Here is a 20,595-nt window from a genome sequence, read left to right as displayed (position 1 = left end):
AAGGAGCCATAGCCATGTCCCCCACCGCGACAGCCAACGCCACCCGGAAGAACAAGGACGACGAGCCGCAGGCAGTGGACCAACTGCTCGACACCGCCCCCGACCCGCGGCCCGGATTGCGCGCCTACCTCGAGGTCAAGCGCGCCGCGCTGCTCGCCAAGCGGGAGGCCGAGCGCGTCCGCCCCCTCACCGAGCCGAACCGGCTGCGGGCCAGGACCAAGGCCGAGGAACGCAGCGGCGTACGGCGCATCCGGATCCGCCACCACCAGATCCTCAGTGACTCCCCGCTGGACTTCGCCGGCTACGACCTCGGGCCCGCCTCGCCCGAGATCCAGCTCGGCGTACTCTCCAGCTGCCTCACCCACATCTTCCTCATCCAGGCCGCCGACCTGCGGATCCCGCTGGACTCCCTCGAGGTCGAGGTGCAGGCCGACCAGGACCCGCGCGCCGGAGCGCCCGGGTTCGAGCAGGTGCCGATCTACCCGCACAACATCTCGTACACCGTGCACATCACCTCACCGGCCACCAAGGCGCGCATCCGCGAGCTGCACGAGACGGTCGAGCGCAAATGCCCGATCTACAACCTCCTCGTCAACCCGCAGAACGTCACCGGCCGAGTCGTCCTGACCGGCAGTCCGGAGGAGATATGACCGCCTCCCGTATCCGGCTCGGCTTCCTCACACACGCGAACGGTCCCGCCGACACGCGCGAGACCTACCGGGGCCTCCTGCGCCTTTTCCGGGCCGCCGACGAACTCGGTTACCACACCGGCTGGATCTCACAGCACCACTTCCAGGACGACTACGGACGCGTTCCCTCGCCGCTGCCGTTCCTGGCCGCTGCCGCCGCGCAGACCAGCCGTATCCGGCTGGGAACAGCGGTCGTGATCGCACCCTTGGAGGATCCGGTACGGCTCGCCGAAGACGCCGCCGTCGTGGACGAGATCAGCGAAGGACGACTCGAACTCGGCCTCGGCAACGGGGGATTCGGCCCCGAGGCGGAAAGGGTCTTCGCGGCATTCGGCATCGACCCGGCACACCGACGGGAACGGGGCTCGCAGGTGCTCGCCCGGACGCTGCGTGCCCTGCGCGGCGAACCGTTGGGAGACCGCCCGGACGGCCCCGTGCTCCAGCCGCCCGTCCCCGGGCTGGCCGACCGGGTGTGGTGGTCATCCGCCAACCCGCGCGGTGGTGCCGAGGCCGGAGCCCAGGGCGCGGGACTGCTGCTGGCACGCCGCGCAATCGGGGCGAGCGGCCCGACCGATCTCGACCAGCTGCGCGTGGTCGAGCCCTACGTGGAACAGCCGGCGGCGGGGCCCGGAGTGCCGCCGCGCATCGCCGTCTCGCGCGGCCTGTTCGCCACCAAGGACCCTGCGGCGAGCGACGGGGAGTTCCGGCGGATCGTCCACCACTATCTCGAAGGCCCCTTCCGCAACAAAGAGTTCCCGCCCGGCCTCGCATTCGACGACTACCTGGCGCGGTCCAACTTCTTCCACGGCCATCCGGAGCAGGTCGCCGAGCAGCTGAACCGTGACCGGATCCTGCCGTACGCGACCGAGCTGATCGTGCAGGTCCACTACGGGGCGACGGTGGAGGAGTCGCTGCGCAACCTGGAGCTCATCGCGACCGAGGTCGCCCCGCTGCTGGCCCCTCCCGTGCACTCTGCCGTGCACTCTCCTGCGGGCGCGGGAGTGGGCGGGGAGGTGCGCCGGTGAGTACGGGGACGAGGACGGCGCCACCCGACACCCACCACGCCGAGACACCGTCAGCGCTGGAGAAGGTTCCCGCCCGTACGCGCCGACGCGGCGCCCGCCGGCCCGATCCGCTGCCCTGGCTGCTTCCGCTCGGCGTGCTCGCGGTGTGGCAGCTGGCCTCCTGGAACACCTGGATGGATCCGCTGCTGCTGCCCTCGCCCGGCGCGGTGGCCCGCGTCCTGTGGGACTCCGCCGGCGACGGCACTCTTGTCACCGACCTGTCCGCGAGCATCGAGCGCTGGGCCTCCGGCTTCCTGATCGGCGCGTCGCTGGGGCTGCTGCTCGGCTCGCTCGTCGGCCTGTCCGTGCTGTCCGAGCGGCTGCTCGACACCTCGGTGCAGATGCTGCGCACCGTACCGGTGTCGGGCCTGTCGCCCCTGCTCATCGTCTGGCTCGGGCTGGACGAGGCGCCGAAGGTGGTACTGGTCGCGGTGGGCAGCTTCTTTCCCGTGTACATCAACACCTTCGGCGGCATCCGCAACGTCGACCGCAAACTCGTCGAGGTGGGGCAGGTGTTCCAGTGGAACCGGCCCACCGTGCTGCGCCGGATCGTCCTGCCCGCGGCGCTCCCGGAGATCCTCAACGGCATCCGGTACGCGCTCGGCGTCGCCTGGGTGCTGCTGGTCCTCGCCGAACTCCTCGGGGCCACCTCCGGGTTGGGGTTCATGCTCAACCAGGGGCGCGAGCTGTCGCGGGTCGATGTCGTGATCGCGGCGCTGCTGGTCTTCGCCGTCGCGGGCAAGGCCGTCGACCTGCTCGTACGGGCCGCGGAGCGACGGCTGCTGCGCTGGCGCGACCTGCACGCGGGGGCGTGATCCGAGCCATGAGTATCGCCCTGTCCCTGCGCGGCTACGGACGTACGTTCACCACCCCGGCCGGTGCCCTCAGGGCCGTCGACGGCGTCGACCTGGACATCGCGCCCGGCGAGTTCACCGCCCTGGTCGGGCCGTCCGGCTGCGGCAAGTCGACCATCCTGCGGGCCGTCGCGGGCCTGGACACCCGGGGCGAGGGGGAGGTGTGCGCAGGCGGTGACCCCATCACCGGGCCGCATGCCTCACGCGGCCTGGTCTTCCAGGAACACCGCCTCTTCCCATGGCAGTCCGTCGCCAAGAACATCGGCGCCGGCCTGCGGGGTGACCGCGCCGCACGCGAGCGGCGGGTGGCCGAACTCCTCGAGCTGGTCGGACTGGAGGGCTTCGCCGACGCCTACCCCGGCCAGCTGTCCGGCGGTATGGCGCAGCGCGTGGCCATCGCCCGCGCACTGGCGCCCGCTCCCGATGTCCTTCTCCTGGACGAACCGTTCGGCGCACTGGACGCGTTCACCCGGATCCGGCTCCAGGACGCCCTGCACGACATCTGGGCCGCCCACCACGTCACCGCCCTCCTGGTCACACACGACATCGACGAGGCAGTCGCCCTCGCCCAGCGCGTCGTCGTCCTCGACCCCCGCCCAGGGCGGGTGCGGCGCGTCCACGAGATCGACCTGCCCTATCCGCGGGACCGGGCCTCGGCACGTTTCGCCGAGCACCGGGCCGCACTGCTCGGGGACTTCGCCCTGAGCGGCCACTCCCCGCCCACCGATTCCCCGCACACCGATTCCCCGCACACCGATCCTTCCGAGGAGAAGCACCATGCCTGATCTGTCTCTGTCCCGGCGCGGACTGCTGCGAGCCGCGGTGGGCGGCGCCGCCGCGACGTCCCTCGCGGCGTGCGGGACCGGCGCCTCGGCCTCCGGTTCGGCGGCAAAGGGCGTCGCGGGGCAGCTCAGGATCGGATTCCAGCCGCCCTACATCGTGATGGACGTGCTGCAGAAGCAGAAGACACTCGCCTCGGCACTGAGCGGCGACGGCACCGACGTCTCGCTCAAGGTCCTCGACCCGACCATCATCCAACAGTCGGTGGCCGGCCGCGCCCTCGATCTCGGGCTCGGCGGGCTGGGGCCGATCCAGCTCTCCAGCCAGCCGTTCACCGTCGTAGCCCTTGTCGAACACAGCCCGCGTACCCAGGCGTTGCTGGTCCGCAAGGACTCCGATATCAAGAGCGTCACTGATCTCAAGGGCAAAAAGCTCGGCTCCTACGGCACCACGATCAACGCGAACCTGTTCGTGCTGCGCGCGGCGGAGAAGGCCGGAATCGACGCGGACGACATCAAGTTCGTCCCCCTCACCACCGACCAGATCACCGCCGCGCTGCTGTCCGGCTCCGTGGACGCCGTACAGACCTGGGACCCGTTCGCCGCCCAGCTCGAGGCAACCAAGCGCACCCGCACGCTGCTCACCGGCCAGGGCCTGGTCGAGAACTACGTGGTGATCTACGGCCACCGCGACTACGTGAAGAAGTACCCGAAGACCATAGCCAAGGCGCTCCGCACCTACCGCAAGGCGCTGACCTGGGTCAACGCCCACCAGGACGACGCGCTCCGGCTCTTTGCCTCCGCCAACAGGCTGGACGCCGAGGTCGCCGCGCTCACCTTCCGCCGCCGTGAGTACCTGCTCTCGGCGCCCAACGAGCGCTTCCTCGCCGATCTGAAGCGCCAGGAGAGGGAACTCAAGGCGTCCGGCGTCCTGACCAAGAGCGTCGACTGGGAGGCGGCCATCGACCACACGATCGCCGCGAAGGCCCTCACCGCGGATGGATGATGCTCGCGGCCGCCTCCGCCGCACCGGCAGACTGGCGGTGGGGGCATCACCGCGTGCCGATCCGTTCCGGGGCGGTGGCGAGCACCGCGTCGAGGAGACCGGGGAAGCAGGCGTCGAGCGCATCTCGGCGCACGCTGAGCATGCGCCGGGCCCCGTCCACCCGGGCCTTGAGCACACCGGCTTCGCGCAGCACACGTTGGTGGTGGGAGAAAGTCGACCGGCTGATGGTGAGCCCCGCCGCCTGCTGCAATTCCGTGCACGGCAATTCGCCTGTCGCGGCCAACGTGCGCACGGCGCGCAGCCGCGCGGGGTCGGCCAGTGCTGCCAGGACTGTGGCCAATCGCAGGTCGGCGAGGCTCGGGTGGGGTGTCTCGATCGGCGTGCTCACTCTGCCGAGCGTAGCGGAGGCTTGCCGCCATGTCGATGATCATCGTAGTGTTCGATGAGTATCGACATGATTGGGCGTCCAGCGGAGGCGGTTGCGCATGAGCACAGAGAAAGTGGCCCTGGTCACCGGCGGATCCCGCGGCATCGGGGCGGCCATCGCGCGGCGTCTGGCCGGCGACGGCCTGCGGGTGGCGCTCACCTACTCGGCTTCGCCGGACCGCGCGGATCAGGTCGTGCGCGAGATCGAGCGTGCCGGCGGGCGCGCACTGAGTCTGCGGGCCGACGCCGCCGATCCGGAGGCCGTCACGGCAGCGGTCGAACGGACCGCCGCTGCTTTCGGGCGCCTGGACGTCCTTGTCAGCAACGCCGGTGTGGCCTCTGTCGGCCGTGTGGAGGAACTCGCACCTGAACAGATCGACCGGATGATTGATGTGAATGTGCGCGGTGTCCTCCACGTCATCCGGGCCGCGCTTTCCCATCTCGGTGACGGCGGACGGATCATCACCATCGGTAGCGTGAATGCCGAGCGCGTGCCCTTCGCCGGGGGCGCCGCCTACGCCATGACCAAGGCGGCCATCGCCGGACTGGTACGCGGCCTGGCCAGGGACCTGGGCCCGCGTGGCATCAACGTGAACAACATCCAACCCGGCCCCACAGCCAACGACCGGATGTCGGCCGACAGCCCGGCCGCGGACGCCATGCTCCAGTGGCTCGCACTGTCCCGCATAGCAACCCCGGAGGAGATCGCCGGACTGGTCTCCTATCTGGCCGGCCCGGAGGCCGGCTACATCACCGGGGCCAGCCTTACCATCGACGGCGGCTTCACCGCCTGATACGGGGCCTGGGGCCGGTCGTACGACCTGTTCCGCCGCGCCACACCATCGTCCGTTTCACCCCCGGCCGTGTGCCTGCCGGGACCGGCGGGCTACGGCATCCAGGCCTACGGCGATGAACAGGACCAAGCCGGTGATCACGAACCGGTAGGACGAGTCGAGGTTGAGCAGGGTGAGACCGCTGGAGATCGACTGGATGACGAGGGTGCCGAGCAGGGCGGCGAAGGCCGAGCCGCGGCCGCCGAACAGGCTCGTGCCGCCGATCACCGCCGCGGCGATGGCGTTGAGATTGACGTCCCCGCCGCCGGCGCTCTGGTTCGCCGCGGCGAGCCGCGACGCGGCCAGGACTCCGCCGAGCGCGGCCAGGCCGGAACAGATGACGAACACCGACGTGTACACGCGCCGCACGTTGATCCCCGCCCTGCGGGCGGCCTCAGCATTGCCGCCGACCGCGTAGACGGACCGCCCGTACTTGGTCCGGGTGAGCACGTAGTTCAGCGCCAGCACCAGGGCGACGAAGAGGACGAACATCCAGGCGACGCCACGGGTGCGGCACAGGTAGGAGACCATGAACAGCAGTGCGGCCAGCAGCAGCACCGACTTCGCGACGAGCCACTGCGGCGACTGCGCCGAGAGTCCCGCGCGGCGCCGCGTACGGGCGCGCACCCATCCGGCGGCGGAGAACCCCATCCCGGCCGCCACTGCCAGCGTGTAGGCCAGCCAGTCGGGGACGAACCACAGCTGCGCGAACTTGACGAGGGTGGAGTCGAAGGGGAGGTTGATCGCGTTCTCGCCCTGCAGCACCAGCAGTTGCACCCCGAGGAAGGCCAGCAGACCGGCCAGGGTGACCACGAAGCTGGGCACACCGATGCGGTTGAACCCCTGGCCGTAGAGCCACCCGATCAGGCAGCTGGCGGCCAGGGCCGCGAGGACGGCCAGCCAGGTCGGCTGCTCGAACCGGACCATCACGACGGCGGTGATCGCCCCCGACAGGCCGCTGACCGATCCCACGGAGAGGTCGATCTGGCCGACCAGCAGGACGCACACGATCCCCAGCGCGATGACGCCGATCGGAACCATGTCGAAGGACAGGTTCACCAGGTTGGTGCTGGACAGGAACGTGGGGTTCAGCACCTGGAAGATGGTCCAGATCACCACGATGCCCGCGATGACGGGCAGCGCGCCCAGGTCTCCGTCCCGGACCCGGCGCACTCCCGCCCGAACGTGGTCGGCGATGTCCCGCGGGGTCGCGAGACGCTCGTCTCGCAGATCGGCGGGCGGCGCCACCCGATTGTCCTCAGTAGTACTCACGGCTGTTCCTTCTCTTCCCGCTGGGCGAGCGTGTGGCGGGCGGCCCGGCGTGACACCACGTTGTCGGCCGCGCCGGTGATCGCGGCGACGATCTCAGCGGACGAGACGTCCCTGGCGTCGAACACGCCGTTGTTGCGGCCCAGCCTGAGGACGGCGACACGGTCGGCGACCGCCCGGACGTCCTCCATGTTGTGGCTGATCATCACCACGCCGAGTCCGTTGTCCTTGAGCCGTTCGACCAGGTTCAGCACCTCGGCCGTCTGCGCGACGCCCAGGGCCGCCGTCGGTTCGTCGAGCAGGACGACCTTGGGGCTGCTGAGCAGTGACCGCGCGATGGCGACCGTCTGCCGCTGGCCGCCCGAGAGAGCGGCCACCGGTACGTCGAGTGTCGGGATCTTCGCCGACAGCTCACGCAGCAGTTCCCACGAGCGCTTCTCCATGGCGACCTCGTCCAGCATCCACGGCCGGAGTTCCTGGCCCAGGAACAGGTTCGCCTTGACGTCGAGGTTCTCGCACAGCGCCAGGTCCTGGAAGACCGTGGCTATTCCCATGGCGTGGGCCTCGGCGGGCGAGCCAAGGGAGACCTCGTCGCCGTGAAAGAAGATCTTCCCCGCGTCGGCCGCGTGGACTCCGGACAGGACTTTCACGAGCGTGGACTTGCCGGCCCCGTTGTCCCCGACGATGGCCACCACCTCGCCGGCCGCCACATCGAGGTCGATGTCGGTGAGCGCGGCGACCGCGCCGAAGTGCTTGCATATGCCCCGCAACGACAACGCGGTGTCCGTGTTCCCGAGGGGAACTGCTGTGCCCGTACTCATGGCCCGCTCTCCTCCAAGGCGAAGACCGCTACTTGATGCCCAGTCGGCGGCAGTCGCCCACGTACTGCTTGGTGCACACGTCCTTGGTCTTGAGCACTCCGTCGGGGCCGAAGATGACCTTCTTGAGGTTCTCCTGCGTCACGACGGTCGGCTGGAACAGTTGGGAAGGCGTGTCGAACAGCGTGGTGTCGGCCTTGGGCTTCTTCCCTCGCATCAGCTCGTAGGCGACGTTCGCGGCGGCCCCGGCGACGGTCTTGATCGGCTTGGAGATGGTGTTGTACTGGTCCCCCGCGATGATGCGCTGCACCGCCGCCAACTCGGCGTCGTTGCCCGTGACCGGCGGGACCTGCACATCCGCCGCCTTGAACGCGGCGATCGTGCCCCCGCCAGTGCCGTCGTTGGCCGCCACCACGCCGGCGATCCGGCCCTTGTACTGCGCTATCTGGCCGCTCACCCACTGCTGTGCCTTCTCCGGCGACCACTTCGGCGCGTCGTACTCGGCGAGCAGATCGAACCCGCTGTCATCGACGGCCTTGTGGATGCCCTTCTTGATCAGCCCGGCGGCGGCGTCGGTGGGAGACCCGTTGACCTCGAGCAGGCCACCCTTGGCCCTGGTCGCCTTCAGATGATCGACCAGCGACTGCCCGATCGACGCGCCGATCGCCTCGTTGTCGAACGAGACGTAGAAGTCCGCCGGCTTCGCGACAATAGGCCGGTCGTAGGCGACCACCTTGACACCCTGGGACTGCGCCGTCTGCACGATCGTCGCCGCCGCGGTCGAGTCGACCGGGTCGAGGACTATCACCTTCACGCCCTGAGTCATGGCGGAGTTCGCCTGCTGCTGCTGAAGCGAGGCATCGCTGTTGGCATTCTGGTAGATCACCTTGCAGCCCGAGCACAGCTCGGCCATGCGCTTCTTGAACAGCGGAGCGTCGTACTGCTCGTAGCGGGTGGAGGCGAGGTCAGGCATCAGGAACGCGACCTTGCCCGTCGAGTCCTTCCCCTGGACGGCCTTGGTCGGTTCCTCAGCGCATGCGGTGAGGACACTCAGGGCGACGACGCCGATGAGAACACCATTGGCCGTTCTCCTCATGTTCCACTCCTTGATCCGGGGCCGCGAACCGGTGGCTGTGCCACAACGCACAAAGACGTAGCGCACAAGTAACGTGACCGTCATCGGAAGTGTCAACAGGCAGCCGGAAGCGAACATGAGTTGCTGGCTGTTCGATCAACTGAAGTGTTTGATTACCTTGCGTGGCTGAACAGTGGCGTATCCCACCCCCCAGAGGGAACACACGGCATGTCCGGCTGTCACAGCTTCTCTCCAGGTGGAAGTCCGGCAGTCGGCAGGTGGAGTCCGGAGCGCACAAGGATGTTCTCTTCACATCAATCGAACAGGGGGTCTCATGGAGGCAAACGAACACCCGGCCGCCCACGAAGGCGGACGGGGGCCGAGCGACAGGCGGGAGCGGATCAAGACACGCGTTGTCGACGAAGGCTTCGTCCGCATCGAGCAGCTCGCGGACGAATTCGGCGTCACCCCGATGACCATCCGTCGCGACCTGGACTACCTACAGGCCAAGGGATGGCTCAGAAAGGTGCGTGGCGGGGCAACCGCACAGCCGTCGACGGCATTCCACGGTGACGTCCGGCATCGCACCCAAGCCATGGTGGCGCAGAAGAGCATGCTCGCGCGTGCCGCGCTGACCTTCGTCAAACCGGGTCAGTCCCTCGTCATCGACGACAGCACGTCCGCCCTTGCCCTCGTCGGACTGCTCCCGCAGCGTGCACCGCTGACCGTCATCACCAACTTCGTGCCCGTCACCCAGCTTCTCGCCGGCAGCGCCGGAATCGATCTGATATCACTGGGCGGCCTGTACTACCCGGCCTACGACGCCTTCCTCGGTATCCGGACCGTCGACGCGGTCAGCACCCTGCACGCTGACGTCCTGTTCGCCTCCACGACCGCCATCACCCGCGGTCACTGCTACCACCAGTCCCAGGAGACGGTGGCGGTCAAACGAGCCTTGATGGAGGCATGCGACCGGAGAGTCCTCCTGGTCGACCACACCAAGTTCCGACGACGTGGGCTGTACCAACTCGCGCCCGTCACCGCCTTCGACCTCGTCATCGTCGATGCCGACATCCCGGAGCCGGACCTCGACTCGCTGCAGAGCAAAGGTGTGGAAGTCCTCGTTGCCCGACCGGACTGATGGGAGTCGCCCTCCAGTCCGGGCTGCTCAACCCCTACCTTTGATCTTGCGCAGTGCTCGCCCGTTCACGGGTGAGGTGAAGCGCATCTCAATACTGTTCTGACCTCGGTTTTGGGCATGGATCTGCGCTGTTGGCCCCGGCCCGGTCATACGGGGCGCTGCTGGTTCTCGATGTACTGGCGTACGACGGTCAGCGGTGCCCCGCCGCAACTTCCGGCGAAGTAGGAGCCGGACCAGAAGTGGCCGCCCCACAGGTACCGGCGTACGTGGGCGTCGTACTCCTTGCGTAGGTATCGGGAGGAGACGCCCTTGAGGGAGTTGACCAGCCTGGAGAGCTGGACCTTGGGCGGATAGTGCACCAACAGGTGCACGTGGTCTTCTTCGCCGTTGAACTGTTTCAGCTCCGCCTCGAAGTCCTGGCAGACCTCTCGCATGATCTCCTCGCACCTGGTCAGCATCTCGTCCGTGAACGCCTTACGTCGGTACTTGGTGACGAACACCAAATGGGCATGCAGGTTGTGGACAACGTGACGACCAGTGCGTACATCGGGATTTGGGTTCCATCGTGGCGACATGAACCAAATGTTATAGTGATTGCGTGAGCACGGAACGTGTACAGGAGATGCGGCAGTTCGGGCATCGTGCCCGGCTGGCGCTGACCTCTGCGCAAATCCGGCTCATGGACGACCAGGCGCACGCGGCGCGCACCATGTGGAACTGCCTGCACGACTGGTGGACGATGCTCCCCAAGGAGAAGCGTTCGCTGGCCGCCGCTGATGCGGCGACCCGGCAGGCCCGCAAGGAGATCGACTGGCTCGGCGTGCTTCCCGCCCAGGCCGCGCAGGCCGTGCTGAATACGTACTTCCAGGTCTGGCGGAACTGCTGGGACGGCCGTGCTGACGAGCCGAACTTCAAGGCTCGCTCCCGCACGGTGATGTCCGTGGACATTCCGCAAGGCCGGGATTTGAACATCAGCCGCGTGCATCGCCGCTGGGGCATGGTCCAGATTCCCAGGATCGGCCGTATCCGGTTCCGCTGGACCAAGGACCTCCCGGTCGGCAAGCGGGCCAACACCGAGAACCTGATCACCGGTGCCCGGCTGGTGAAGGACGCGCTCGGCTGGCACATCGCCTTCCGCTACGACCAGATCAAGCAGCTCCGCGCAAGAGCCACGCGCCGCGCCGTTGACTGGCAGCACAAGACCACCACCGACATCGCCCGCCAGTACGGCACGGTTGTGGTCGAAGCACTCACCATCACGAACATGGTCAACTCTGCCAAGGGCACCATCGAGGAACCGGGAAAGAACGTCGCGCAGAAGTCCGGCCTGAACCGCTCCATCAGCCAGGAGGCATGGGGCCGCACCGTGACGATGCTGACGTACAAGACCGCCCGCCAGGGCGGCACCCTGGTCAAGGTTCCCGCTCCCGGCACCTCCCAGCGCTGCTCCGCCTGTGGGTTCACCACACCGGGCAGTCGTCAGGCGTCCCCGTGGCGTCAAGCCCGCCGCCGCAAGGTAGGCAGGAATCTCCCTCGTTTACGAGGGAGAGCACTTCAAGGTGGAGAACCGGATGCCGCCGAGGCGGTGGGGGAGGAGACGGGCAGGCGTGCGCAGAGTTCCACCGGAGATGTTCCGGTTCACCACGGTGGAGAGGTCCGATCTGTACGGGGCGGTGCTGGACGCCTTCGGCGTGGCCGGCGAGCACCTGGAGACGGCGCTGGGGCTCGACGCCGTGCGCGAGCGGCTGCGCGGGGTGGGCTGGGCGGCGGCAGTCGAGGACGACGAGCTGCATGAGGTCTTGCGGAAACTCGTGCAGTGGGAGCTCCTGGACGTGGTGCACAACCACGCGGAGAACTACCGCACGGCCGAGGAGTACGAGCGGCGCAACCTTCAGTTCTCCCTGACCCGCAAGGGTGAGGCCGCTCTCGCCGGGGTGCGGCACGCGTTGGAGGTGCTGGCCTCCACGGGGGCGCTGCAGACGGCCGTGCTGGAGGCGATCGCCGACCGGCTCGACGAGCTGTGCCTGCTGTCCAGTGAGCCCGCCTCGGTGGATCGGCGGATCTTCAGCACGCTGCGGGAGCTGGAGGGGCATCTGGAGGCCCTGGTGGAGAACACCAAGGCGTTCAACAGCGAACTGCAGCGGCTGCTGCGCGCCGAGGCCGCGGACCTGGAGGTGTTCCGTGAGGTGAAGGCCGCCACCGTCGCGTATTTGCAGGAGTTCCTGGTCAACCTCGACCGGCGCGGCCAGGCGGTCGCCGCCGCCGTCGCCCGGGTCGAGGAGCGGGGGATCGCCGTGTTGCGCGAGCGGGCCCTGCGCGGTGCCGAGCTTCCGCCGGTGACCGGCGAGAATCCCGCGGCCGGCTGGCTGGAGAGCCGACGGGCGCGCTGGGCGGGCCTGCGGGCGTGGTTCCTGCCGGACGACGGGGCGCGGCCCCGGATCGAGCAGTTGCACGACATCGCCCGGCGGGCCATCGTCTCGCTCCTTCAGGTCCTGGAGCGGATCAACGAATCGCGGCGCCGCTCCTCCAGCGCTGTGCAGGATTTCCGGGAGCTGGCGCGCTGGTTCGCGGCGGCCCCCGCGGAAGAGGACCTGCACCGGCTGTGGTCGGCGGCCTTCGGCCTCGGCCCGGCGCGCCACGCTCACCTCGCCCACCCCGACCCGGAGCTGATCCCCTCGTCGCTGGCCTGGTCCGAGGCCCCGCCTGTGGAGGTGTCGGCACTCCTGCGGACCAGCGGGCGGACGGAGCGGTTCACGCGCACGGCCAGAGTCCGGGATGTCGCGGCGGTCAGGGCACAGCGCGCTGAGCGGGCCTGCGCGGAGCGAGCGGAGCTCGCGCGTGCCTGGCGGGCGCTGGAGACGGACGGGCCCGTGCGGCTGTCCTCCTTCGGCGCGCTGGATCCTGCTGTCTTCGACCGGCTGCTCGATCTGCTGGGCCGGGCCCTGTCCGCCCGGCCGGATGCGGGCGGCCTGCGGCGCGCCACGACGGGCGACGGTCGGGTGGAGATCGTGCTGTCTCCACCGCCCGACGGCCGCGTCGCCCTGCTGTGCACCGCGAAGGGCTCGCTGACCGGGCCGGACTACGTCGTCCACATCACGGCGGTGGGCGGAGCGAGCGCGTTCCCGGCCCTTCGCGCCACGCGGCAGGAGGCGGCGGGATGAGCACCCTCGCCAACCAACTGGCCACCGCCGAACGGGAGGAGGTCGCCCGCGCCATCCGGCTTCTCCTGGCCCGCCCCCTGCTCACCGAGGGCGCCGACCCGGCCGGCTTTGAGCTGGTACGGCGCCGCCGCGAACCACTGACCCGGTGGTTCGACTACACCTGTGGCTGGAGCCTGGCGGTGGAACCCCGTCGCGGGTACGCCCGCCTCGCAAAGGTCCGCGCGGATCCGGACGGGTCCCGCCCGGCCCGCAGGTCGCGTTCCGGCCGGGCCCCGTTCGACCGACGGCGTTACGTCCTGCTCTGCGTGACCGCGGCCGAGCTGCTGTCGATGCCGATGACGACCATCGGTATGCTCGCCGACCGCGTCGTGCAGGCCACGGCTGCCGACCGGGCGCTGCCCGCGTTCGACCCGGTCCACCGGCCGGAGCGCATGGCGTTCGTCGACGTCCTGAAGCTGCTGGAGTCGTACGAGGTGCTGCGAGTGGTGGACGGGACGACCGAGGCGTACGTAGCGTCGGCGGAGGCCAAGGTTCTGTACCGGGTGGACACCACCCTGTTGATGCGGCTTCCTGCCGCACCCGTCGGCGCCTCCCGGCTCGCCGTCCCCCCGGACGAGGTGCCCGCGCGGTTCGCGGAACTCCTCACGGGGCTTGTGCGGGAGCGCCGATACGGCGGCGCGGTCGTCGACGGGACGGCGGACGAGACGCACAGAGAGACCGCCGCGTCAGACGCCCAGCGCAATCTGAAACTGCGCCATTCGGTGCTGCGCCGTCTCTTCGACGACCCCGTCCTGTACCGGTCGGACCTCACTGAGGACGAGTTGGCGTACGTCACTTCCCTGACCGGACGCCAGATCCTGCGCCGCTCGGTCGAGCAGGCCGGCTTCGTCCTGGAGGAACGTGCGGAGGGCTTCCTGCTCGTGGATCCGGACGCACTGGCCACCGATGTCCGCTTCCCCGACGACACCTCCACCGCCCGGGTCGCCGCACTGCTCCTCCTGGAGCCGCTCTGTGCCGCGCCCGTCGGATTGCTGCCCGAGCAACTCGTCGAGGCCGGAGCTGATCTGCTGCGCCGCTTTCCGCGCTGGGCCAAGGCGTATCAGTCCGAGGACGGCGCGGCCCGGCTGGCCGACGACGCCGTGCGGGTGCTGCGTGATGTCGGCCTGGTCCACCGGACCGGGGGCCGTGTCGTCGCGTGCCCGGCCGCGTACCGCTACCGCCTGACGGAGAGGGCCAGTACGGATCCGGAGAACAAGCGCGGACCGGAGCGGGGCACGAGCCCGCGTGAGACGGCAGGTACCTCGGTTTCCGGTGGCGTCGCCGTGGAAGGAGACGAGCAGTGAGCGTGATGGAGCTTCCCCGCCCGCGACGGCAGGAGTCCATCGAGCCGGCGGGGACACTGCCGCAAGCGGCGGACCCCGCCCGCGGTCGCTGGCAGCCGCACCGCGCGGGCATCCTCAACGTCTGGCGCTACTACGACGAGACCTTCACCTTCCACCAGGGCCGCCTGCTGTTGCGCGGCCAGAACGGCTCGGGCAAGTCCAAGGCGTTGGAGCTCCTGCTGCCCTTCCTCTTCGACGCCAGCCTCCGCCCCAACCGTCTGTCGACGTTCGGCGGTTCGGAACGCACCATGCACTGGAACCTGCTGGGGGAGGGCGCCTCCGGCAAGACCCGCGTCGGGTACGTGTGGATGGAATTCCGCCGTGTCGGCGACGACGGCACCGAGCGGTGGTTCGGCTGCGGGGCGCGCTTGCAGGCGAGCGTGCACACCAGCGGGGTGCACGCCGACTACTTCACCACCGGCGCCAGGATCGCCCACCCGGGCGGTGTGCTCCTCGTCAACGAGGCGGGGCAGCCGCTGACCCGCGCCGCCCTCGCCGAAGCCCTGCGTGACCGCGGCGACGTGCACGCCTCCGCCACCGACTACCGCGCGGCCGTACGACGCGGACTCTTCGCCGGCATGGGGGAGCAGCGCTACGAGTCACTGCTGTCCGCCCTGCTCCAGCTGCGTCAGCCCAAATTGTCCGAACGGCTCGATCCGTCCCTGCTCTCCACCCTGCTGTCCCGCGCTCTGCCCCCGCTGGGTGAAGGCGAGATCGCCGAACTCGCCGAGGGCTTCGAGCGGCTGGATCGCCAGCGCGAACATCTCAAGCGGCTCGACGACGAGGTGACGGCGGCCGAGACCGTCGCAGCCCGGCAACGCGCCTACGCGCGACGGGTCCTGCGTTCCGGTTCTGCCGCGCTGATCTCGGCGACCACCGAGATGGACAACCTCACCCGCGTCGCCCGCCAGAGCGCCGAGGAGCTCGAACAGGCGCTGGCGGAACGTGAGTCGGCCCAGGCCCGGCGCCAGGAACAGGAGACGCGCGCGCACGCCTTGGAGGAGGCCGTCGAGGGCTTGCGCGAGAGCGACGCGTACAAGAGGGGCGAGGAACTCGCCGGGCTTCGCCGCCGCACTGAGGACGCGTCAGCCGCCGCCGAGCGACTGCGCGCCACCGCCCAGGCCACTCAGGTCAGGGCGGAGGAGGACCAGCGGCGCACCGATGAGGTGGCAGGCCAGGCCCGCACACTCGGCGAGCACGCGCGCGAAGCCGCCGAGGAAGCACGCCGATCGGCCCGGACAGCCGGTCTGGAGTCCATTTATCACGAGGCCAGGACAATCCTCGACGTAGATCTCGCAGAGCCCCTGACCGACGGCGTGGGGGGAGCGACGGGCGGCAGCCGACCCGAGGGCTCCGGTGCCACACCCACCGCGGGCGAGAACGGGGCCCGACAGGCCCGCCGGCTGCTGCGGGGCGCGGCCATGGCCCGACGCCAGCAGGTCACCCTCATCAACGAGGCGATGGACGAGCACGATCGCGCGGTACGTGACCGGGGCGCAGCCGAGGACCTGCTGGACGAGGCCCGTACCCGACTCGCGGAGGCGATCGCCCGGCGGGGCGAGGCGTCCGCGGCCTGGGACGACGCCCTTGCCGCGCAGGCGGAACGGTTGCTTACCTGGGCCGAGGGCTGTACGGAACTGCGCATCGCCGACTCCGAGGCCCTGATGGCCGGGGCGGCGACCGAGGCCGAGGTGACGGCCCTGACCGAAGCCGCCGCGCGCCCGGTGGAGCAGGAGATCGCCACGGCGGAGGCCACCGCCCGAGCCGCACGTCAGGGCCTGCGGGACGAGCGGAGCCGACTTGCGGAAGAGGTACGACGGCTGAGCGGCGAAACCGACCTGCCGCCCCCACCTCCACCCACCCGCACCACAACCCGCACGGCGACGGCCGGGGCGCCGCTGTGGCGGCTGGTCGCCTTCCGCGAGGGCGTCCCGCTCACTGTTCAGGCCGCGGTGGAGGCGGCACTGGAGGCGTCGGGCCTGCTCGATGCCTGGGTGAGCCCCTACGACGGGATCACGTTGCCGGGTCACGACACCCGGGCCGAGGCTGCCCTGGCCGTGACCGCCCCGGGGCCCAGCCTGCTGGAGGTACTGAGGCCCGAGGAAGACATCCCCGTCCCGGCCGACACCGTGACCCGCATCCTGGCCGGTGTCGCGTTCGGCACACATCTGCCCGGAGGCCACCCGGCCGCCGTGTCCACCGACGGCGCCTGGCGTCTGGCGCTCGCCACCGGGACGTGGAACAAGACGGAACCCGCCCACATCGGCGCCCTCGCGCGGCAGCGGGCCCGGCAGCGCCGGATCGGCGAACTGACCGAGCGGATCGGCGAGACGAACGCCTCCCTCGCCGCGCTCGACGACCGGTTGCACGACCTCGACGCTCGCCGCGCCCGGCTGGACGCCGACCGCGCGGCCCGCCCCGACCACCGGGAACTCGACGCCCGGCGGCGTGGCCGGGATCGTGCCGAGGAAAGGGTGGCCGCTCGGGACGACGCCGTACGCGACGCCGCCGCGCGCCTCGCGCGATGTGAGACCGAGGTGGCGGGCGCGCTGCGCGCGCTCAGCCGCCGGGCCGCGGAACACGGACTGCCCACCGACCGTGGCCGGTTGCGTGCACTCTCCGTCGACATCGACAGGTTCCGGGACACCGCCGACAGCTGGGTGGACGCCCGCCTCACCGCGACAGCTGCCGCAGACAGGGCTCATCAGCTGGCCGCGCAGGCAGACCGCTCGCGTCGGGTCGCCGAGGAGCAGGCCGAGGGCGCGGCTGCGGCAGAAGCGGAGGCAGCGGGTCTGAAGGCACGCCTGGAGGCGGTGGAGGCCACCGTCGGGGAGGACTATCGACAGATCGTCGCACGTGTCGCCGAGGCGCGCGCCGAATTGCGTCGCTGCCGCGAGGAGGCCGCCCGGGCGGCCGATCTCCTGCTCCTCCTGGAAGGCCGTATCGGAGGTCTGCGGGCCACCAGCGGACAGGACGCCGAACGGCGGGAGCGGGCCGTCACGGTCCGGGACGGCGCGGCGCACCGATTCCGGCACCTGTGCCTGGCCGGGCTGGCCGAGGACGCCGGCAGCACACCGGAACTCGACGCCGGGGACGGCACCAAGGCCACCCTGGAGGCCGCCCGTGCCATGGCGGCGAAGTGGCCCGGTATCCCGCACGCCCCACGCAACCTGGGCGATGCCGCGACCCGCCTCTCCGAAGCGGTCCACGAGGCCCGCCGGCGTCTCGGCGCCCGTGCCGACCTGGACCTGGAGCCCGACGACGACATCCAACTCTTCACCGCCACCCTGGACGGCGTACGCGTCGGGGCGACAGGGCTGCTCACCACGCTCACCCAGGAGCGTGACCGCAGCCGTGACGACATCACCACTGCCGAGCGGCGCCTCTTCGACCAGATCCTCACCGGTGACATCCGCCGCCACCTCGCGGCCCGCATCCGCCAGGCCGGTGAACTCGTCGATCGCATGAACGGGCACTTGGAGCGGGTCCGTACGGCCTCCAACGTCGCCGTTCAACTCGTCTGGGACGTCCGTCCGGATCTTCCGGACAGCACCCGCACCGCACGCCAGCTGCTCCTCAAAGACCCGGGCCGGGTCACCGAGAGCGACAGGGAGGCCCTGCATGCCTTCTTCCGAGTCCGCATCGAGGAGGCCAAGGGCAGCGACACCGCCGCAAGCTGGGAGGAGCAACTCGGCGAGGTGCTGGACTACACAGCCTGGCACCGCTTCACAGTCCGCCTGGACCGGGCGAACGGAACCGGCTGGCAGCCGTTGACCAAGAAGCTGCACGGTGCACTCTCCGGGGGAGAGAAGGCCATCGCACTGCATCTGCCGCTGTTCGCCGCCGTCGCCGCCCACTACGAGGCCGTGCCCCTGGCACCCCGGCCGATCCTGCTGGACGAGGTCTTCGTCGGAGTCGACACCGTCAACCGCGGACAAGTCTTCGCCTTGCTCAGCGCACTCGACCTGGACCTTGTGATCACCTCCGACCACGAGTGGTGCACCTACGGCGAGCTGCCCGGCATCGCCGTACACCAGCTCATCACTGACGGGGATGACGACGCTGTCACCAGCGCCCGCTTTGTCTGGAACGGCACCGACCTGGAGGCGGGATGACGCGCCCGGAACCGGCCCCCGGCGAACGCACCCTGCGCCGCCCCGAACTCCGCCCGCTCTGGCACGCGGTCCATGACCGCCTCTCCTCCGGCCTCCCCGTCGCACGGGTACGCCTCGGACCGCTCGACGACGCCCAGCGCGAAGCCCTCGCCGACCTCCTCGGCCTGGACAGGCTGCCGGACGCCCGGCCCTCCGTCGCCCTGGCCCGGCTGGAAGAAGCGGTCACCGAGCTGTGCGGGCACACGGTGCGCGAAACCGTCACCGAACTCGTCGGACCCCTCGACGACCGCGCGAGCAAACGACGCCGGCAAGATGGCGAGCGCGCCGAATTGTGGACATGGCTGGACGGCCATGGCACCGTGCGAGCTCAGCCGGCGCTCGCCGAGTGGGCCGCCTCCTGCCGAGCCGCCGGCCTGGTCGGCGGCTCACCGGAACGCACCCGATCCCTACTGACCGACGCGCTGACCGTGCTCGCAGAGCTCCCCGCCCAAGCAGAGCCACTGCCCGTATTCGCTGCCCGGGTCCTGAAGGGCGACTCCCACGCACTTGACGACGGCACCCGCCTGTCCACCCTCGTCCTGCGCGCCCTGGCGACTCTCCACGACACAGCCCCGCCGCAGTCCGCGGCGGGGCGGCGCGCCCTGTGGACCCGCGCGGGTGTCGCCGACGACGACCTGTCCGCCACTGTTCTCGTCGGTGGACTGCGTCCGTCCGGTGGCGGCCCGCTCGCCCGCGTGGCCAACGTCTGCGCCGAGGCCGGACAGGCAGCCAGCCTGACCCTCGCCCAACTGCGGGCCCCCGGCGAGTTCACCCTCGCCGCAGCCCCCGCGCCCGTCGTCCACGCCGTGGAGAACCCCAGCATTCTGTCCCTCGCCGTACGCCGCTTCGGCCCGCGCTGTCCCCCGCTCGTGTGCACGTCCGGCTGGCCCAACAGCGCGGCGATCCACCTCCTGCGTCTCCTCGCGGACCACGGCGCCACCCTCCGCTACCACGGCGACTTCGACGGCGAAGGCATCCGCATCGCCGCGTACGTCCTGGACAAGACACCGGCCCGGCCCTGGCGTATGAGCGCGGCGGACTACCGTGCTGCGGTCGCCCGCACACCACAGGGCCCGCGACCCGGCCGTCTCACCGAAGCACCTTGGGACCCCGAGCTGACCCATGCCATGACCGAGCATGGCAGCGCAGTGGTCGAGGAACTTGTGGCCGACGTCCTGTTGAACGACTTGGCCGTAGCTGGACTTCCAGTCGTGTCCCCAACCTCACAGGGTCATACAGCCAGGGCCGCCACTCGTCGCGGTAGTGGGGGTGGTCGGCATACGGCAGGGCGAGCAGACGGAGCGCCGTGATATCGCTGAGATTCGCCTTGGGACACAACCCGGCGGCGATGTCGTTGGCACTGTGACCACATCCCCGCTCGCCGTCAGCCTTCGCCTCGTAGGCGAAGACCTCGTCCATCAGGCGCCGCTTGGCTTCGACCTCCGCAAGCGCGCGGGTCGGGTGGTGGCGGGCAATGTGCTCGGCGTCACGGGTGTCGCACTCTGCTCGAGCCTCGTGTACCTCCGGCTCACGGGTGGGGATGGCGTAGGTGAACTCCGCGACGATCGGGTCTCCGTCGCCGCGTCGACAGACCTGGAGGGTCTGCCTGTGCCAGTCCGGTGACCACGGGCCGTGCGTTGCTTGCTGGGCGGTCAGCTCATCTTCGAGGAGCCGGAGTATCAGGAACCACACTGAGTACGTGAATGCCCCTCGCCGACGGGGGATGCGGCGAGGGGCACGTCCAGTGTGGCACGGCATAAGCGTTGAAGTGCCCGATCCGGGCGACACACGTCGCATATATCTACAAGCGGAGCCTCGACCATCTCCTCTGCCTCGGCGGTGGTGATGCGGGTGTGACTGGACCGGGCCTGCCGGGAGTCGCGACGATGCAGACGGCGGTTGGGGTCCTCCTCGCTGTACTGGGTTGGGTCGGCCGCGCGGCGA

General features: G+C 70.0%; 18 protein-coding genes and 1 pseudogene. 12 read left to right on the top strand and 7 right to left on the bottom strand.

Going from position 1 to position 20,595, the window contains the following annotated elements:
* Positions 1 to 14 precede the first annotated feature (14 nt).
* The 5 genes from CCN51_RS22705 to CCN51_RS22685 are packed head-to-tail and all read left to right on the top strand — an operon-like array spanning position 15 to position 4,392.
* Positions 15 to 650 carry an OsmC family protein gene (locus tag CCN51_RS22705; protein ID WP_014182031.1) on the top strand — a complete coding sequence of 212 codons (636 nt, stop codon included), beginning with the start codon at positions 15 to 17 and terminating at the stop codon, positions 648 to 650.
* Complete coding sequence (locus CCN51_RS22700) at positions 647 to 1,714, top strand: LLM class flavin-dependent oxidoreductase (protein WP_014182030.1); 1,068 nt, start codon at positions 647 to 649, stop codon at positions 1,712 to 1,714. Before CCN51_RS22705 ends, CCN51_RS22700 begins: the two co-directional genes overlap by 4 nt.
* Positions 1,711 to 2,568, top strand: coding sequence for an ABC transporter permease (locus CCN51_RS22695; RefSeq protein WP_014182029.1), 858 nt, complete (start codon positions 1,711 to 1,713; stop codon positions 2,566 to 2,568). The genes CCN51_RS22700 and CCN51_RS22695 overlap by 4 nt, the downstream gene beginning before the upstream one ends.
* Before the next feature lie 8 nt (positions 2,569 to 2,576).
* Positions 2,577 to 3,392, top strand: a complete 816-nt coding sequence (locus CCN51_RS22690; protein WP_014182028.1) for an ABC transporter ATP-binding protein — start codon at positions 2,577 to 2,579, stop codon at positions 3,390 to 3,392.
* Positions 3,385 to 4,392 (top strand): ABC transporter substrate-binding protein, encoded by a 1,008-nt coding sequence (locus tag CCN51_RS22685; RefSeq protein WP_014182027.1) that lies wholly within the window; start codon positions 3,385 to 3,387, stop codon positions 4,390 to 4,392. Before CCN51_RS22690 ends, CCN51_RS22685 begins: the two co-directional genes overlap by 8 nt.
* 46 nt (positions 4,393 to 4,438) lie before the next feature.
* On the opposite strand, the gene CCN51_RS22680 is transcribed toward CCN51_RS22685, so the two are convergent.
* Entirely contained in the window at positions 4,439 to 4,780 is a 342-nt protein-coding gene (locus tag CCN51_RS22680) for an ArsR/SmtB family transcription factor (protein WP_078610796.1), read from the bottom strand.
* Positions 4,781 to 4,892: 112 nt separating this feature from the next.
* Here CCN51_RS22680 and CCN51_RS22675 point away from each other — a divergent pair, with 112 nt between their 5' ends.
* Positions 4,893 to 5,612 carry an SDR family oxidoreductase gene (locus CCN51_RS22675; RefSeq protein ID WP_014182025.1) on the top strand — a complete coding sequence of 240 codons (720 nt, stop codon included), beginning with the start codon at positions 4,893 to 4,895 and terminating at the stop codon, positions 5,610 to 5,612.
* Between the two features lie 57 nt (positions 5,613 to 5,669).
* On the opposite strand, the gene CCN51_RS22670 is transcribed toward CCN51_RS22675, so the two are convergent.
* Genes CCN51_RS22670 through CCN51_RS22660 form a run of 3 tightly spaced genes read right to left on the bottom strand, consistent with a single transcriptional unit; the run spans position 5,670 to position 8,834 of the window.
* Positions 5,670 to 6,923, bottom strand: coding sequence for a sugar ABC transporter permease (locus CCN51_RS22670; RefSeq protein WP_055414073.1), 1,254 nt, complete (start codon positions 6,921 to 6,923; stop codon positions 5,670 to 5,672).
* The gene (locus CCN51_RS22665) at positions 6,920 to 7,741 is read right to left on the bottom strand and encodes an ATP-binding cassette domain-containing protein (RefSeq protein WP_014182023.1); all 822 of its coding nucleotides are present in this window, start codon (positions 7,739 to 7,741) and stop codon (positions 6,920 to 6,922) included. Before CCN51_RS22665 ends, CCN51_RS22670 begins: the two co-directional genes overlap by 4 nt.
* 28 nt (positions 7,742 to 7,769) lie before the next feature.
* Positions 7,770 to 8,834 carry an ABC transporter substrate-binding protein gene (locus tag CCN51_RS22660; protein ID WP_014182022.1) on the bottom strand — a complete coding sequence of 355 codons (1,065 nt, stop codon included), beginning with the start codon at positions 8,832 to 8,834 and terminating at the stop codon, positions 7,770 to 7,772.
* 313 nt (positions 8,835 to 9,147) lie between these two features.
* On the opposite strand from CCN51_RS22660, the gene CCN51_RS22655 reads away from it, so the two are divergent.
* Positions 9,148 to 9,954 carry a DeoR/GlpR family DNA-binding transcription regulator gene (locus tag CCN51_RS22655; RefSeq protein WP_014182021.1) on the top strand — a complete coding sequence of 269 codons (807 nt, stop codon included), beginning with the start codon at positions 9,148 to 9,150 and terminating at the stop codon, positions 9,952 to 9,954.
* A 146-nt stretch (positions 9,955 to 10,100) separates the two neighbouring features.
* Here the strand turns inward: CCN51_RS22655 and tnpA are convergent, their stop codons facing one another.
* A complete protein-coding gene (gene tnpA / locus CCN51_RS22650) occupies positions 10,101 to 10,529 on the bottom strand; it encodes an IS200/IS605 family transposase (RefSeq protein WP_078610795.1) in 429 nt (142 codons plus the stop codon).
* Between the two features lie 104 nt (positions 10,530 to 10,633).
* Here tnpA and CCN51_RS22645 point away from each other — a divergent pair, with 104 nt between their 5' ends.
* From CCN51_RS22645 to CCN51_RS22625, 5 genes are read left to right on the top strand one after another with little or no spacing between them, the layout of a single operon-like run.
* Complete coding sequence (locus tag CCN51_RS22645; RefSeq protein ID WP_014182019.1) at positions 10,634 to 11,749, top strand: RNA-guided endonuclease InsQ/TnpB family protein; 1,116 nt, start codon at positions 10,634 to 10,636, stop codon at positions 11,747 to 11,749.
* Positions 11,631 to 13,115, top strand: a complete 1,485-nt coding sequence (locus CCN51_RS22640) for a TIGR02677 family protein (protein WP_238545746.1) — start codon at positions 11,631 to 11,633, stop codon at positions 13,113 to 13,115. Before CCN51_RS22645 ends, CCN51_RS22640 begins: the two co-directional genes overlap by 119 nt.
* Entirely contained in the window at positions 13,112 to 14,458 is a 1,347-nt protein-coding gene (locus tag CCN51_RS22635) for a TIGR02678 family protein (RefSeq protein ID WP_014182017.1), read from the top strand. Before CCN51_RS22640 ends, CCN51_RS22635 begins: the two co-directional genes overlap by 4 nt.
* Positions 14,455 to 18,612, top strand: a complete 4,158-nt coding sequence (locus tag CCN51_RS22630) for a TIGR02680 family protein (RefSeq protein ID WP_014182016.1) — start codon at positions 14,455 to 14,457, stop codon at positions 18,610 to 18,612. The genes CCN51_RS22635 and CCN51_RS22630 overlap by 4 nt, the downstream gene beginning before the upstream one ends.
* On the top strand, positions 18,609 to 19,961 hold the full coding sequence (locus CCN51_RS22625) for a TIGR02679 family protein (RefSeq protein ID WP_014182015.1): 1,353 nt from the start codon (positions 18,609 to 18,611) through the stop codon (positions 19,959 to 19,961). The genes CCN51_RS22630 and CCN51_RS22625 overlap by 4 nt, the downstream gene beginning before the upstream one ends.
* Here the strand turns inward: CCN51_RS22625 and CCN51_RS60070 are convergent.
* Positions 19,954 to 20,409 (bottom strand): annotated as a pseudogene (locus CCN51_RS60070) (DUF6221 family protein); the annotation flags it as partial. The gene CCN51_RS22625 and the pseudogene CCN51_RS60070 sit on opposite strands and share 8 nt — an antisense overlap.
* Positions 20,331 to 20,595, bottom strand: a 265-nt coding sequence (locus CCN51_RS60065; protein WP_425444772.1) for a DUF6233 domain-containing protein, incomplete at its 5' end; no start/stop codon positions are given. The gene CCN51_RS60065 and the pseudogene CCN51_RS60070, both read right to left, overlap by 79 nt.

This window comes from Streptomyces milbemycinicus (assembly GCF_002154605.1).
In the GTDB taxonomy this organism is placed as follows: Bacteria; Actinomycetota; Actinomycetes; order Streptomycetales; family Streptomycetaceae; genus Streptomyces; species Streptomyces milbemycinicus.
Note: the sequence above shows the minus strand (reverse complement) of the source record. Positions and strands in the feature narration are given on the sequence as shown.